This is a genomic window from Salmonella sp. A29-2, assembly GCF_020150755.1.
GTDB lineage: Bacteria > Pseudomonadota > Gammaproteobacteria > Enterobacterales > Enterobacteriaceae > Salmonella > Salmonella enterica.
The window spans coordinates 1,149,702-1,166,630 of sequence record NZ_CP083731.1; the positions used below are offsets into that span (position 1 = coordinate 1,149,702).

Below are 16,929 nucleotides of genomic sequence, written 5' to 3' on the forward strand. Positions count from 1 at the left end.
TATCCCTTTTAAATATCACCGCTTGTTGCCCCGAACGTCGTGGCGTTCGGGGCTTTTTTATCAACCGCCGGTTATCAGGTGGTTGTTCTGTAACAGATCATTTAGCGTGAGCTGCACATTCTCCAGAGTGACAAGGTCGGTTGATTTAAACGCGCTGCCGGCGCCGTCGCGATCGACGGATATCACCGTATTGGCGCCGCTGGTATGAACCTGAACAAAGTTACCCAGCGTCGCCGCCTGGTGATCCCATCCCGTCAGCAGTTCGTGGATATCGATCTTGTCGCCCTGCGCGGTAGAGAAGTTTTGCCAGCGATCGACGCCGTTGCCGCCGGTCGCGTCCGCGCCGTTTAACAGGTGGTAAATCAGCGTATCGCCATAGGCGGAGCCGATGAGAACATCGTTTTGGTTGGTACTGACGATTTGCGGCGCCATATCAATGGTCAATGTGGCGCTATCCGTATGACCCATCTTGTCATCCAGTTGATAGGTAAAGACCTCTTTACTGGTGATGGACGACATCGCGACGCCATTATTCAGGGTGTAGGTGTAGGCGCCATCAAGGTTAATTTGCAATGTGCCGTAATGTCCCTGAATCGTGGCGCTGGTGGTATTCGCCGCGGCGTCCAGCGTGGCGGCGCTGCCGTTATACCCGCTAATGCTCAGGCGGGTATTCACCGTATTAAGCTGATCCATCGCCCCCGCCGCGTCGCTGCCGTCAAAAATATTGCCGAGAACGGTATGCGTTCCGGACGTTTCAAAATTATCCAGATCGACGGTGGTGCCGATGACGCGTGGCGTGATCGTCGCTGCCCCGGCCAGGGTATTGGTGCCGGTAAAGTTCAGCGTGTACGTTCCGGCATCCAGCTCCAGGCCGCTCAGGTTGACGGTCACCGTCGCGCTGCCCAGCGTGATATTCGCCACCGGGACGGTTCCGTTGCGTATGACGGTCCCGTTCTCCTGAATGGCCCAGCTAATATTCAGATTACCCAGCGTAATGAGCGTGGAGACATCAAAGACCAGTGACGCGTCTTTAAGTATGGTGCCCGTTGCAACGTCAAAGGTGCCGCTCCCGCTGCCCGATTTGCCGAGTAGCCCCCAACTGGCGCTGCCGACGCTGGAGTCCAGCCAGGCAGCGGTATCCTGAAGTGTGGCGACGCTGAGGGTATCGCTGACATCATTAATTGCATCCAGCGCCCTGGCGGTTGGCGTGATATTGAGCGAGGCCGTATCGGTATCGCCGTTTGGCGCTTTGACCGTATAGATAAAGCTGTCCGGCGTTTTAATGCTGTCGGCGCCGACGCCGTTCTTCAGCGTGTAGGTATAGTTGCCTCTTGCGTCAATGATGAGCGAACCATACAGCCCGTTTACCTCCGTCGTGCCGGTCGCCGCAATCGCCACGCCGTTTACTTCAGTGAGGAGGGCGTCCGTAGGGGCGACATCATTGGTCAGTACGTTGCCGGTGGTGTTGGCGGTGATACTGTCAACGGCATAGGTGTGGTCCTGGGAAATCGCCAGCGTATAGCCAGTGAGGACGCTAATGCCGCTGGCGGTATTCAGCACGAACAGGTATTCGCCGCCAGGCAACGTCAGGGTCAGCGGCTGAGACTGTCCGGCTAACAGCAGGGTGTTAATCCAGCCCTTTTGCACCCGGAACTGCTCATATTGCTGAATGGCATCGTTGAAGCGATAAACGTACAGATCGAACGTGGAAACCAGTGAGACGCCGCCGACGGTTCCCTGTAACGTCATGGTTCGCGTAGCGCCTTCTTCAACGTTAAAGATGATCGGATTAGTCATATCATCAAGCAGATTCGCGTTCAGTACATTACCAAGTCCGACGCTTAATACCGTGACGCCGCTTTGTGTCGAGGGACCGTTGTTGACGTAGCTAACGTGAGTATCAAAGACCAGCGAGGCGTTATTGTCTGTCGCTATCACGCTGCCCGGTACCGGCGCGGGACCCAGATTGATAACCAGTTGCGCGGCGCTGCTACCGACGCCATTCTGGGTGATGGTGTAGGTGAAGCTCTCTTTATGTCCGTATCCTGCCGTGGGCTTAGTCAGCGTGTAGGTGTAACTGCCATCCTGATTAATGTGCAGCGTGCCGTATTGCCCCTGGATATCCACGCCGCCCGCGCCGACCGGCGTACTGACGCCGTTGGCGTTGGTGATGGCGGTGACCGTGGTGCCCGTCGGCGCGGTATCATCAGCCATGACGTTGCCGGTACTGATGGTTGGCCCGCTAATAATACCTGCGCTGGTCTGGTGTACATCGACATCCAGGCTGGTATATGACCCGGTAGCGAGCAGACTGGTGTTATAAGTGAGTACCCGGTACTGGCCTTCGCCCAGGCCGCTCAGGTTCAGGGTAACGCCGCTCCCGGTCAGGGTAAGCAAATTCGCGAAGTCGCCAACGGCGGTGTTGACGATCGTCGTCCAGGCGCCGAGGCTGGTGTCATAACGCTGTACCACAATCTCCTGAGTACTGAGCAGCGAAAGCACGATTCCCGTTGCGGCGGCATCGATGGTGACGTCGCCCGTACCACCTTCAGCAATGGTGAACTCAACCTGAGCGGTATCGTTACCCAAAACCGAGGCGACATTGCCAAGCGCGCCAACCAGCAGCAGGCCGTAATCCGAATAGTTTTGCGTGCTGGTGACGGCGGTCGAGGTCAGATCAAGACTGGTGATGTTATCCCTTGCCGCCAGCGGCAGAACCGGCGCAGTAATGCCTAACGCGCCGGAGGCATTACCCGCAGCGTCAGTGGCCGTCACGTTAATGAGCTGACCTTCAATTTGTTTTGTCGGCAAGGTGAGAGACCATGCGCCGTTGCTGCCGGCGGTGGTGGTGAGCGTCACGCCGCCCGCCAGCGTGACGGTTACGGTGCTGTTTGCCTCTGCCTGCCCGGAAAGTGAACCGCCATCGGCGCTGAGCGTACCTGACGGCGTACCGGGCGCCAGCGTATCGACAATCACCGTCGCGGCGGTGGATACACTGCCTGTTCCGTTAGCGTTAGTCGCGGTGGCGGTGAAGGCGTGGCTGCCTTCGGTCAAATTGCCTGTCGGGGTAAAGCTCCAGTTTCCGCTGGCGTTCGCCGTGGTGGTGCCGAGCAGCGCCCCGTTGTTATAAATGCTCACCGTGGCGCCCGCCTGAGCGGTACCATTCAATGTGGGTTGTGCGTCATTAGTGACCTGACCGTTGGCGATAGCGCCGGTATAAATACCCACATCATCCACTACGTTGGTGATGATCGGTGCCTCCGGCACGCGCGTATCGGGCGCGGTAAATCCGGCGGCAATGCCAGTGTTGCCTGCTTTATCCTGGGCAAATGCCAGTAGCGGCTGACCATTGGTCTGCGCGGGCGTGAGTGTGGCGGTGAAGCTACCTGTACCGTCGGCGGTGGCGGTTCCCAGTACCACACCAGTCTCAGAGGTAATCGTCACTGTACTGCCTGCTTCCGCGGTGCCCGTCACGCGATTACCGGTAGTATTTATGACCAGGTTGCCGGGCGCGCCGGGCGCAATGGTATCCACGATAATCGTTGTCGATGGCGAAGCGGCGCTAACGTTGCCAGCCGCATCGGCGGCGCTAACGCTATAGGCGTGACTTCCCTGGCCGAGCGCGGCGGTTGGCGTCCAGCTCCAGTTGCCGCTGGCATTGGCGTTCACGGTCGCGACCAGCACGCCATTATCGAAGATGCTTACCGCGCTGTTGGCTTCCGCGGTACCGTTGAGCGTCGGCTGTGTGTCGTTGGTCGATTGTCCATTGCCAATGGCGCCGGTATTGTTCGGGACATCATCAACGATGCTGGTTATAAGCGGAACCGTTGGCGCAAGGGTATCGACCACGATAGTAAAACCGCTGGTGGCCGGGCTAACGTTGCCTGCCGGGTCGGTGGCGGTCACTGTTAATATGCGCGTGCCGTCGTTTAACCCTGTCGTCGGCGTGAAGCTCCACGCGCCGCCCGCGTTAGCCGAGGTGATGCCAAGCAGAGTGTTGCCATCATAGATACTGACCACGCTGCCCGCTTCGGCAGTGCCGTTCAGCGTGGGGCGGTTATCATTGGTTATCTGACCATTAGCGAGATTTCCTGTGACCCCGCCCGCGACGTCATCCACCACGGACGTCAGGATTGGCGTTTGCGGCGCGGTGGTATCGACCGTCAGGGTGAAAGCCGTACTGTTCGGGCTGCTGTTTCCTGCGGCATCGGTGGCGACGGCGGTGATGACGTGCGTTCCGCTTGCCAGCGTTGAGGTGGCGACGCTCCACGCGCCGTCAGATTGAGCCGTTGTCGTGCCAATGACCGTACCATTTTCATAGAGCGTGATCGTGGCGCCGGCTTCTGCGGTGCCGCTGAAGGTTGGCGTAGGATCGTTGGTATTTTGGCCGTTCGCGATCGTGCCGAGGCCTGGCGCCTGATCGTCACTGACTGATGTGATTACCGGCGTCAGCGGCGGCGTGGTATCGACGACGAAATTAACGCTGTCTGAAACGGGACTGGCGTTGCCTGCGGCATCAACGGCAATGACGGTAATTACATGGTTGCCCGTCGCCAGAGAGGCATCGGGCGTGTAGCGCCAGCTACTGCTATTGTCGGCGGGAATTTCAGCCAGCAGCGTGCCGTTATCGTAGAGACGAATAGTTGTGTTGGCTTCACGGGTGCCGCTAATGACAGGGCGCGCCTCGTCTGTGATCTGTCCTGAACTCAGATTGCCGGTAATGGGGCCCGTACCGTCGTAGACCGTATCAATAACAGGCGCGGCGGGAGCCGTGGTATCAATAGTAAACGAGCGTATTTCGGACGCGGCGCTGGTATTGCCTGCCGCATCGGTTGCTGTCGCCGTCAGGTTCCAGACGCCCGCGCCCAGCGAGGTAGACGGCGTAAAGCTCCAGCTACCGTTGGCCTGAACTTGCGCCGTGCCGACCAGCGCGCTGCCATTATAAATCGAGATGGTTGTACCCGCCTCACCGGTACCCGAAAGTGTTGGTCGGGTTTCGTTCGTCGAGCCGCCGTTGGGGACGATGCCCGTCACCGGCGCCGTATTGTCTGCCACGCTGGCGATAACCGGCGCGGCGGGCGGTGTGGCGTCAATCGTCAGCACAAATCCGCTGGACACCGCGCTGCTATTACCCGCCGGATCGGTGGCGCTAAGGGTGAACGTGTGGCTACCGTTTGCAAGCGGCGTCTGCGGCGTGAAACTCCACGTGCCGTCGCTATTCACCGTCGTGGTACCGATGGACGCGGGATTACCGTCAAGATAGACATTAATCGTCGCGCCTGCCTCTCCGCGCCCGTTCAGGGTGGGCGTCGCATCGTTCGTTAGCTGCCCGCTAACCAGGTTGCCGGTAATACCGGGCTGGTCATCCACGACGGAGGTGAGAACCGGGATCGCCGGAGGCGTAATATCGACCACGATCGTCCACGGCGCGGAGACCGCGCTGGTATTGCCCGCCGGATCGGTAGCGCTAACCGTCAGATTATGGCTTCCCTCTGACAAATTGCGGGGCACCGGGAAGGTCCAGCTACCGTTTTCGCCTACCTGAGCCGTGCCAAGCGGCGTACCGTTATCAAAAATGGTGATTGTCGCGCCAGGTTCGCCAGTTCCGTTCAGTATTGGCTGCCGATCGTCGGTGGATTGCCCCGGTAACACCGGAACGGTCGGTTGATTGTTATCGTCAATCACGGACGTGATAACCGGCACATCTGGCGCCTGCGCGTCAATGTTCAGCGTAAAACCGTCCGAAGGCTGGCCGCTATTGCCGGCGGGATCGGTCGCTACGGCGGTAAAGATGTGCGCGTTGCTCTCCAGCGGCGCGTTCGGGGTGAAGCGCCAGTTGCCGCTTTGATCTACCGTGGCGGAACCGATTTCTACGCCGTTATCCAGAATGCGGATGGTGGCGCCTGCTTCTCCCGTTCCGTTGAGCGTCGGGCGTGAATCATTGGTGAGCGCGCTGTTATCCAGCGTACCGGTCATGCCGGGGACATCATCCGTTGCGCTGGTAATAACCGGTTGCGCCGGCGCGCTAAGATCGACAGTGATCCCGACCGGTGCGGACAGGCCGCCCTGGCCATTCGCATTGGTTGCCTGGACGGTGAAGTAATGTGTACTTTCGCTTAATGGCGTCGCGATCTCAAAGATCCAGTTCCCGCTGGCGTCAACGGTGGCAAAGCCTGCCGAATCGCCATCAATGAAAACTTCAACGGTAGAGCCGATATCCGTGGTGCCGCGCAGCGTCGGCGTGGTGTCGTCCGTGGCGCCGCCCGCCGCAATATTCCCCTGTACGCTCCCGACATCATCTTCAATCGCCGTGATGGCCGGGACGGCGGGCAGACCGCTGTCGGAAGCGGGAAAATTCGTAGCCGGGCCGTTATTCCCCGCGCGATCGATAGCAATTGCCGTCAGCGTACCGCCATCGGTTTGCGCCGGACTGAGCGTAACGACGAATTCACCGGTGCCATTAGCGACAGCGCTGCCGACCAGGGTGCCATCGGCATGATGAATTTCAACGGTAGCGTAAGGGTCGGCAAGTCCGGCGACGCGCGTGCCATCGTCATCCACCGTCTGGATCGTTGGCGCGGGCGGGGGGGTGATATCCACAGTAATGGTGATCGGTTGGGTTTGCGCCGTGGTATTTCCAGCGTCGTCAGTCGCGCTGAAGGTTAGCGCATGGCTGACTTCTGATAATTCGGGCGTATTGAATGTCCAGGTCCCGTCGGTGACGAGCGCCGTCCCGATTGCCACGCCATTGTCGTAAATCGTGACGGTGCTGCCGTTTTCGCCGCTGCCGTTGATAGTCAGCGTCCGATCGTTAGTAAAGGCGCCATCGGTTAATGGCCCGGTCACTGGCGCAACATCGTCAAGGATTTCATTGACGGCGGGCGGCTGCAACGGAACGGTGTCGACGGTGAAGGTAAAGCTGTTCGATACGCCGCTGCTGTTTCCGGCGGCAATGGCGGTCAGGGTGTAGACGCCATCCGGCAACGCGCTGGTCACCGGCAGCGTCCAGGTGCCGGTCTCATCGACGGTGACTACGCCTAAAACGCTGCTGCCGTTATAGAGCGTAATAATGCTGCCGATGTCGCCAGTGCCGTGAATGACCGGCGTATTGTCGTCAGTGGTTGCGCCGCTGACAATAGTATCCTGGACTTCGCCGACGTTATCTTCGGCAAAAGTGATAACCGGATTGGCGGGCGCAGTGGTGTCTAGCGTAAAAGTGACTGAGGCGGAAGGTGGACTGATATTGCCCGCTATATCGGTTTCCGTGACGGTAATGGTATAGGTTTCTGGCGTCAGTGCCGCAGGCGTAAAGTTCCAGCTACCGTTATCGCCTACCGTTGTGCGACCAATTTCACTGCCATTATTGTAGAGAATTATCGTGCTGCCGATCTCTCCCGTGCCGCTGAAGGTCGGCGTGGTATCGTTCGTTGCGCCATTATTGCCGATGTTGCCGATAACCGGTGCGACGTTATCGCTGATTAGCGGCGCGTCAGGCTGCGCTGGAGGCTGGGTATCAAGGGTAACGGAGAAAACGCTGGAGGTGGGGCTACTATTGCCTGCGGCATCCGTGGCGGTGGCCGTCAGGATGTTTAACCCTTCGCTCAGATTACGGGTTAACGGATAGGTCCAGCTACCCTGTGGATTGACCTGGACGGTAGCCAGTTCTACGCCGTTATTGTACAGGGTGATGATGGCGCCGGGTTCGCCGGTGCCGCTGAGGGTCGGCATACGCTGATTGGTAATACTGCCGTTTGCCAGTAGCACCTCGCCTTCTCCACCTGTGATGGCGGCTGACACGATCTGCGGCGCATCCGGCGCCTGGGTATCGATGCGTAGGGTAAAGCTGATGGATTCGGGACTTTCGTTCCCCGCCGGATCGTTGGCGCGAGCGGTCAGAAGGTGGTCGCCGTCGCCCAGCGCGGCAGGCGGCGTAAACTGCCAGCGCCCGTCCGTGCCGACCAGCGCCTGACCTATGGCATTGCCGTTATCGTAAAGGATGATTATGTCGCCTGCGGTGCCGCTACCGCTCAACCGGGGCTGGGATTCCTGGGTAATCTGATTGGTATCAATCGTATTTCCGTCGCCGTCAGCTACGCCGATAACGCCGGGGGCGGCAGGGGCCTGGGTATCAATGGTAATCGTAAAATCGGTCGAAAAAGGCGTGGTGTTGCCGTTACTGTCGCTGGCCGTCACGGTAAAGGTGTAGGTGTCGTCCGCCAGTGGCGAGGCCGTGGTGTAGGCGTAGCTCCAGACGCCGGAATTACCGACGATAATATCTGCTATCCGGGCGCCATTCTGATACAGGTGTACTGTGGAACCCGGTTCACCTGTACCGTTAATCGTTGGCGTGCTGTCGTTAGTGAGCCCCAGATGCGCGACGCTACCGAGAATACCTGGCGCATCATCTGTAATGAAGGTGATTACCGGTTGCTGCGGCGATTGCGTATCGACCACCAGGTCGAATGACGCGGCCGGACTTGCATTGCCTTTAGCGTCGGTTGCGATTACGGTCAGTCGATGCGCGCCTTCACCTAAATTTTGCGACGGCGTAAACGTCCAGCCGCCGTTGGGCTGTAGCGTGGCGAGTCCCAGCGAAACGCCGTTATCAAAAATTTCGACACGCGCGCCAGCCTCCGCCGTACCGCTAAGGGTGGGGCGGTTGTCATTGGTGGTTTGTCCGTTAACCAGCGGCCCGGTGAAGCTTTCAACATCGTCCAGCACCTGAGTGATAATGGGCTTATCCGGGGCGGTGATATCGGGCGCTTGCGCTGTGGTTGGCGGGCTGACGTTGTTGGCGCTGTCGGTGGCGGTGACGGTAACCTGTTCGCCGTTGGTCTGTGCGGGGACGAGGGGAAGGGTAAAATGACCTTCGCCATCTGCTTTGCCGCTGCCAAGCGGCTTGCCGTCCGGCGTGGCGATCGTGATGGCGCTACCCGGTTCGGCGGTGCCGCTGATACTGGCGCCATCCTCACTAATTACCACGTTTTTCGGCATTTCCGGCGCGGTACTGTCCGGCGCGATAACCGTCGCGGCGGCGCTTTCGTTTTTCGCGACATCGGTGGCGGTAGCGATAAGCGCCTGGCCATTAGTCTGCGCCGTATTCAGCGGAACGATAAATTGTCCGTTGCCGTTAGCGACGGCGCTGCCAAGTACGGTGTTGTTACTGTCACGGATAGTGACCGTTGCCCCGGCTTCCGCCTGACCGCTTACGGACAGACCATCGGTCGCCACGATAAGACCGTCCGGTGCCGCAGGCGCAGTTTTATCCGGCGCGTTCAGCGTTTCTACCGGACCGCTATTCGCGGCTTTATCGGTAACGCTAATGCTTAATGTTTCGCCGTTAATTTTCGCCGGGCTAATACCTATTGAGAAGGTACCGTCGTCGCCTGCCGTTCCACTACCGAGCGTATTTCCCTGGCTGTCTTTGATAACCACAGTACTGCCAGCTTCCGTAGTGCCGGTAAGTCTGTCGCCGACGTCGCTAACCGCCAGGCCTTCCAGCACCGGCGGCTGCGTGTCGATATCAATGGTAAAGGAGACGGACTGCCCGCTGGTGCCGCGATCGTTGGTCGCGGTAGCGGTAAAAACATGGTCGCCATCGGCAAGTGCCAGCGAGGGGGTAAAGCTCCATTTGCCGTCAGCGTCAGCGACAATGGGCGGAAAGGTCGGTACAGGAAAGCCATTATCGTTAATCGATATCGTACTGCCTGGTTCAGCAATACCGCTGAGGGTTGGGCGGTTATCATCTGTGGCATCGCCATTTTTCAGTAGCCCGGTAACGGCGCCAGCGTCATCCGTCACGGTAAGGATAGTCGGCTGGGCAGGATACTGTGAGTCAGAAGCGGTAAACTCCGTGGCGGGGCCGATGTTACCGACGGCGTCCTGAATACGCGCTTCCAGACGCTCGCCGTGGGTCTGGGCCGGATTCAGCGTGATGCTGAAGTGGTTATTTTCTCCGGTAATCGTGGAGCCCAGGTAATTTCCCGCCGGGTCATAGATCGACACGGTACTACCAGTTTCAGCGGTGCCGCTAACGGTTGTGCCGTCTTTCGCAACATTATCAATGATAGCGGCGTCCGGTGGCGTGGTGTCCACAATGATAGTAGGCGTTGTCGTCACGCGGCTCGTGTTTCCGGCTTTGTCGCTTTGTTCGACGGTAAAGGTATGTTCGCCATCGCTTAACGGCGTAGTTGGCGTAAAGGTCCAGCGTCCATTTTCGTCTACGGTAGCGCTGCCGATAACGGTTGATCCCTCTTTAATCGTGATGGTATTGCCTGCCTCTCCCTGCCCGGAAAAGAGCGGTTTTGCCTCGTCAGTCCGGTCATTATTCTGTAGCGGCCCGGTGAGCAAACCGGTGTTATCGGCAATCAGTTCAACGCGTGGGGCATCGGGGCTGAGTGTGTCGATAGTCAGCGTAAAGCGGGCTGATTCGCTACTTTCGCCTTTAACGTTAGTCGCAATGGCGGTGAAATGATTTTCCCCATCCGCTAGCGCGCTGGTAATGGCAAAACGCCAGCTTCCGCTGCTATCAACCGTTGTGGAGCCTATTTCCTGACCATTGGCGTAAATATGGATGACTGTGCCTGCGCTGCCGGTTCCCTCCAGCGTGGGGGTATTGTCGTTCGTAAACTGATTATTGCTCAGCGTGCCGGTGAGGGGAGCAGCATCATCGATAGCGGCGGTGATAGCTGGTGTATCGGGGAGAGGAATGTTGGGCGCATCAATGGTTGCGGATGGGCCGGTATTGCCGGCATCGTCAGTCGCGGTCACGGTAAGTTGTTCGCCGCTAAGCTGTGGCGCTGTCAAATCAATACTAAATTTACCGTCGCTATCCGCTTTGCCTTCGCCAACGACGTTACCTGAAGGATCTTTGATGGTAATGGTACTGCCCGCTTCGGCCTCGCCGCTCACCGTTTTTCCGTCCGCTGAAATCAACAAGTTGCCGGGAGCGAGAGGTGGGGTGGTATCTACAGGATTACTGCTACCTGGAGTATTGCCGTTAGGGTTACTGCCGCCGGGATTGCTGTTATCAGGGGGATTACCGTCAGGATTGGTGTTATCGGGGGGCGGATTATCGCCATCCGAATGATGGTGGGAATCGCCGCCGCCGGAAGACGCGATAGCGGCAATGCCGCCAGCCGCCACCGCGCCAGCCAGTACCCACGGCCAAACGGCGCCGCCTGCTTCATGGGAAGCGCCAGAAGTGACCAGCAGCTCATTAATATCAGCGATTTGTTCAAAATGTAGCCCGGCTTGCGGATTTTCTACCCACCATAACGTGCCATCGTTTTCCGCCAGTACCAGCTGGCTTGCGCCCAGATCGTTGGTAACGTAAAAGTTTTTAATCGTGATCGTTTCGCCGGAATGGAGCGTCACCACCAGATCCTGATTAATGCGCGTAAGTTGACTAATTTCCTCCCGGGCCACTGATAATTTAACAATTGACGGGGCGTTAAGAGTGACCGCTGAGGATTCCACAGTGGTGGAGACGCCAGTCAATTTCGAAACCACGGCGAGTAGACGCATAAATTAGCTCCTGATGGATTTGCTCTGTGTATTAATTAACGGGCACGACGTTCAGGGCAAAATGCGTAGACGAGCCTTCCCGTTCATCATGAGAGATGAATTTCCGTAGCCATATTCTTTTTTATGAGCGTAGGTGAAGGTCTGGTTTTCTCGCCGAATAACCCTTTATTTTTTGTGCCTGACTAGTGCTTTCGTATTAGATGATATAGTCAGAAAAAAATCTTTCTGCAAATTAAGATCTATTGATAAAGGTGTTAGTGCGTCTGAAATATAACGGAGTTTGTGTTAAGGAGAGGTGGGGTGGGCTAACAATGTATGATGATTTTTTATTTATCTTTATGTTTTATAATGAATTTTAATTTCTTCTTCTTTTTCTTTTTTAACATAAAAACAATACCTTTTGTGAAGGTATTCAGCAATATTAAATTTTATAAAAATCATTTGAAGTATTGTGTTATTAGGCTATAAAATTTTTTTAAACAAAGAATATATTCTTGTTGTGGTGTGGTATTTATTGCTACTGATAAGCGTCAGACGCAAAGAATATATTTTCGAGGCATGAATGAGATATGAATATTGACCAGCTTCATACTGAGAAGCTGGTCACAAAAAATGTCTATTATCGGCCTGCATTTTTCATAATGCGTGCTTTATCCAGTTGCCACTCACGTTCTTTAAGATCGGAACGTTTATCATGTTGTTTTTTACCTTTCGCCACGCCGATCTTCACTTTGCACCAGGCATTTTTCCAGTACAGAGAAAGCGCGACGACAGTATAACCTTCACGATTAATACGGCCATACAGCGAATCAAGCTCACGCTGATTTAACAACAGTTTGCGGGTTCGGGTTGGGTCGCATACGACATGTGTCGAGGCGACCGCCATCGGCGTAAAGTTTGCGCCAAACAGCCAGGCCTCGCCATCTTTGAGGATAACGTAACTGTCGCCGATATTGGCTTTTCCTGCGCGCAGAGATTTTACTTCCCAGCCTTGCAGGGCGAGACCAGCCTCGAACTCTTCTTCGATAAAGTATTCGTGCCGGGCGCGCTTATTCAGCGCGATGGTGGCTGAGCCCGGTTTATGTGCTTTTTTCTTCGTCATAAGTGTCGTGAATTCATAGGTAATCTGATATCGAAAACACCCCATTACGTCCTGATGAGGTGCAAAAATCTATCTTAGCATGAGTTGGGCTATGCACGCACAATTAAGGCATGACGGTTGGGGACAGCATTTTTTTTACTCGCTGATAAGTGGTATTATTTACACGATTTATGTTGATGGGAATTGCTATGCCTCAGATTAGTCGGACTGCTTTAGTCCCCTACAGTGCGGAACAGATGTATCAGTTAGTGAATGACGTGCAATCGTATCCCCAGTTTTTGCCTGGGTGTGTTGGTAGTCGCGTCCTGGAGTCATCGCCAGCACAGATGACGGCGGCTGTTGACGTGTCGAAGGCGGGTATCAGCAAGACGTTTACGACGCGTAATCAGCTAACGCGTAACCAGAGCATTCTGATGCATCTGGTGGATGGCCCCTTTAAAAAGCTGATCGGCGGCTGGAAATTTACCCCGCTCAGCCCCGAGGCGTGCCGTATTGAGTTTCAGCTTGATTTTGAGTTTACCAATAAACTCATTGAGCTGGCGTTTGGTCGTATATTCAAAGAGTTAGCGTCCAACATGGTGCAGGCGTTTACGGTTCGCGCCAAAGAGGTTTACCGTGCCGGATAAACTTGTGGTTGAAGTGGCTTATGCGCTGCCGGAAAAGCAGTATTTGCAGCGCGTAACGCTGGAGGAGGGCGCGACGGTCGAAGAGGCGATTCGCGCTTCCGGCTTGCTGGAATTGCGCACAGATATCGATCTGGCGAAAAATAAAGTGGGCATCTATAGTCGTCCGGTAAAACTCACCGATACGGTGCAGGATGGCGATCGGGTTGAAATTTACCGTCCCTTAATCGCCGATCCAAAAGCATTACGCCGCCAGCGCGCCGAAAAATCGGCTGGCAGATAATTAACCTTGCCGGATAACGGTGTGAAAGCCGTACCACACCTGAAGCACAGGTGTGCCTGTAAGCCAGATGAACGTAGCGCCATCAGGCAAATTCGTACCAAATGGTGGGGAGAGGTTTGCAGGCCTGATGAACGTAACCTCATCAGGCGGTATCACAAAATTACTTCGTCAACGCCGGTTTGTTATCAATATTGGTTAACACGCCGCTGCTGTTAAAGGTGAGCGTCAGAGTCTGCTGCGTCACGTTCTCATGTCCTGGCTGCTGGCGGAAGACATAAAACCAGGTGTTCGTACCAAAAGGATCGGTCATCATCGGCGTGCCTAAAGCATACGCAACCTGTTGTTGCGTCATACCAACACGCACTTTGGCGACATCCGTAGGTGTAAGATAGTTCCCCTGATTGATGTCAGGTCGGTAAACCACTCGCTCCAGAGTGGAACAGCCTGCGGTCAACATCAGGAGTACTGCTGCGGCAGCAGTCAGCGTTTTACAGCGCATAGTGATTGGGTTCCTTTTCGGGCCTGAGCAGTACGTGGCTCATATTAATATGCCGATGATAATAGACCTTTCATCACTTTAAAACCTTTTGCTGTCGGGTCTTACGGCGTTTTTGTTGTGAACTCAGACCTTCGGGAGATAAAAAAGTTTACGCCGCCAGCAGTTCTTTTGCGTTTGCCAGCGTATTACGCGTAACTTCACTTCCTCCCAACAGGCGGGCCAGTTCCTGTAAACGCGCACGTTTATCCAACGGTTGCATATGGGTTTCGGTCATTGCCCCGTCTGTTTCTTTACTGACAAAGAAGTGCTGGTGACCGCACCCGGCTACCTGTGGCAGGTGAGTGACGCACATCACCTGAGTGGATTCGCCAAGCTGACGCAGGAGTTTACCGACCACGGCGGCGGTTGGGCCGCTGATGCCAACATCGACCTCGTCAAAAATTAGCGCCGGCGTTTCCATTTTGCGCGCGGTAATCACCTGAATAGCCAGCGCAATGCGCGACAGTTCACCGCCAGACGCGACTTTAGCGATAGGCTGCAGTGGCTGACCCGGGTTTGTCGTCACTTTAAACTCCACGCGATCGGCGCCGTCGTTGCTCAGATGATGCTCATCAAATTTCACGTCGATAGTAAACAGACCGTGCGGCATTGAAAGTAAATGCATACTTTCAGTGATCAACTGCCCCAGCTCCTGGGCGTAAAACTGACGCTGTTGATGCAGCGCTTGCGCCGTTTCCAGCGCTTGTTGGTGATGCTTATTAACCGCCAGCGTTAGCGTTTCCAGCGAATCGGCCTGATCGTCGAGCTGCTGCTGTTCTTCGAGCAGTGACTGATAAAGCTGCGGCAGCGCTTCCGGGCTGACATGATGTTTTCGCGCCAGCGAAATTTGTTTAGCGATGCGCTGTTCAAGCTCAAACAGGCGATTGGGGTCTAAATCCAGACGCTCGCAATAGTGGCGTAATTCATCGCTGGCTTCGGTGAGTTGGATAGTGGCTTCTTCCAGCATATCCAGGATGCCGGAAAGCTTGCTGTCCATACCTACCAGCTCGCTAACCAGTTGTTTTGCGCTATATAACTGGCTTTGCAGGTTAACGTCTTCGCCGTCCGCGAGTAGCGCCAGAGCGTTCTGGCTGGTCGTAAGCAACTGCCCGCTGTTGGCCAGCCGTTTGTACTCTTCGTCAATTTGCTCGAATTCGCCGGCCTGCGGATTAAAGTCGTTCAACTCTTTTAACTGATATTGCAGCAGTTCCGCGCGCGCGGCGCGTTCCTGGCTTTGTTGCTGGTGATGGGCGAGATCGCGGCAGCTTTGATGCCATAATTGGTAGCGAGCAGCCATCTGCTGCGCTAAAGCGGCTTCGTTGGCATAGCTATCCAGCAGCGATTTTTGCTGTTCGGGTTTGGTAAGCTGCTGGTGCGCATGTTGACCGTGAATTTGAATCAGCAACTGACCGAGCTCGCGCAATTGAGACAGGGGCACAGCGGTGCCGTTAATAAAGCCCCGTGAGCGGCCATCGCTGCTGATAACGCGGCGAAGTAAGCATTCGCGACCTTCTTCAAGCTGGTTTTCTTCCAGCCAGCGCAATGCCGCAGGCGTGTCTTTCAGCGCAAAGCGGGCACACAAATCGGCGCGGGTCGCTCCGGTACGGACCATATCGGCCTCAGCGCGACCGCCCAGACACAGACCCAGGGCATCAATCGCAATAGATTTACCCGCGCCGGTTTCACCAGTAATGACGGTCATTCCGCTCTGAAAATCGATCTCAAGCTCACGAACGATAGCAAAATTGCTGATGGTCAGTTGCGCCAACATAGCTGTTTTCCTGTATGAAAAACCATGACTGTAATTAAATACAGTATAAACTGGTTTTTTATACAGTAAAGAGGCTAACGTAAAATTAGAATAATTTTTTTGACCAACCGAGTTTTGTGCTTAATGTATTGAAATAGCTATAGTCTTTGGGATGTATGAGGTTGAGATGGTAATCGCAGCGGCGAATCAGCACATCTTCTCCTTCCTGAATAGGCAGCGCTATCTGGCTGTCGCAGCTAATTTCCAGATCGCTACGGCGATGCGAAAAACGCAGACGAATCGTGCTACTGCTGTTAATGACTAACGGGCGCGCCGACAAGGTATGCGGGAACATCGGCACCAGGGTGATTGCATCCAGTGAAGGGGTCAGAATAGGGCCGCCTGCGGAGAGCGAATAGGCGGTGGAGCCTGTCGGCGTAGAAATGATCAAACCATCAGACCGCTGTGAAAAAGCGAAGGTTTCATCAATATAAACCTCGAATTCGATCATATGCGCCACTTTTCCCGGATGCAGCACCACTTCATTAATGGCTGTGCTGATACGCTTCTGGCGGTCCTGTTGGCAGACCTGCGCTTCCAGCAGAAAACGTTTTTCGGAGATATAGCGACCTTCCAGCACATCAGATAATTGTTGCAGGGCGTTGTCCGGATCGAGATCGGTCAGGAAGCCAAGATTACCGCGGTTAATGCCAATCACATTGATGTCATAACGCGCCAGCGTACGCGCTGCGCCAAGCATATTGCCGTCGCCGCCCACGACTACCGCCAGATCCGCCTGTTGACCAATTTCCGCCAACGTGCCGGTTGGCACATTTTTTAGCTGTAATTCGTGGGCGATTTGTTGCTCCACAATGACCTCATAACCCTGATCGCATAGCCAACGGTAGAGCATTTCATGTGTCGTGAGTGCGGTGGGATGACGCGGATGCCCCACAATGCCGATACACTTGAAATGATTATTCATTTTTCTGAGGTCCTTGTAGCGAAGATTGATGACAATGTGAGTACTTCCCTTGAAACCCTGAATCTGATCCCCATAATAAGCGAAGTTAGCGAGATGAATGCGAAAAAAAACGCGGAGAAATT

General features: G+C 55.4%; 7 protein-coding genes. 2 read left to right on the forward strand and 5 right to left on the reverse strand.

The features are described from left to right. Positions 1–60 precede the first annotated feature (60 nt). Positions 61–11,526 (reverse strand): biofilm-associated protein BapA, encoded by an 11,466-nt coding sequence (gene bapA / locus K8W53_RS05595; protein ID WP_058654786.1) that lies wholly within the window; start codon positions 11,524–11,526, stop codon positions 61–63. Between the two features lie 619 nt (positions 11,527–12,145). Then, positions 12,146–12,628, reverse strand: a complete 483-nt coding sequence (smpB, locus tag K8W53_RS05600) for an SsrA-binding protein SmpB (protein ID WP_001518569.1) — start codon at positions 12,626–12,628, stop codon at positions 12,146–12,148. Between the two features lie 188 nt (positions 12,629–12,816). On the opposite strand from smpB, the gene K8W53_RS05605 reads away from it, so the two are divergent. Continuing rightward, the gene (locus tag K8W53_RS05605; RefSeq protein WP_001537508.1) at positions 12,817–13,254 is read left to right on the forward strand and encodes a type II toxin-antitoxin system RatA family toxin; all 438 of its coding nucleotides are present in this window, start codon (positions 12,817–12,819) and stop codon (positions 13,252–13,254) included. Continuing rightward, entirely contained in the window at positions 13,244–13,534 is a 291-nt protein-coding gene (locus K8W53_RS05610) for an RnfH family protein (RefSeq protein WP_001112990.1), read from the forward strand. Before K8W53_RS05605 ends, K8W53_RS05610 begins: the two co-directional genes overlap by 11 nt. A 160-nt stretch (positions 13,535–13,694) precedes the next feature. Here the strand turns inward: K8W53_RS05610 and bamE are convergent, their stop codons facing one another. The 3 genes from bamE to nadK form a co-directional block, all read right to left on the reverse strand. Continuing rightward, positions 13,695–14,033 (reverse strand): outer membrane protein assembly factor BamE, encoded by a 339-nt coding sequence (gene bamE, locus K8W53_RS05615; RefSeq protein ID WP_001203445.1) that lies wholly within the window; start codon positions 14,031–14,033, stop codon positions 13,695–13,697. Between the two features lie 148 nt (positions 14,034–14,181). After that, the gene (gene recN, locus K8W53_RS05620) at positions 14,182–15,843 is read right to left on the reverse strand and encodes a DNA repair protein RecN (protein ID WP_000880965.1); all 1,662 of its coding nucleotides are present in this window, start codon (positions 15,841–15,843) and stop codon (positions 14,182–14,184) included. 85 nt (positions 15,844–15,928) lie between these two features. Next, complete coding sequence (nadK, locus tag K8W53_RS05625) at positions 15,929–16,807, reverse strand: NAD(+) kinase (RefSeq protein ID WP_001059155.1); 879 nt, start codon at positions 16,805–16,807, stop codon at positions 15,929–15,931. Between the last annotated feature and the right edge of the window lie 122 nt (positions 16,808–16,929).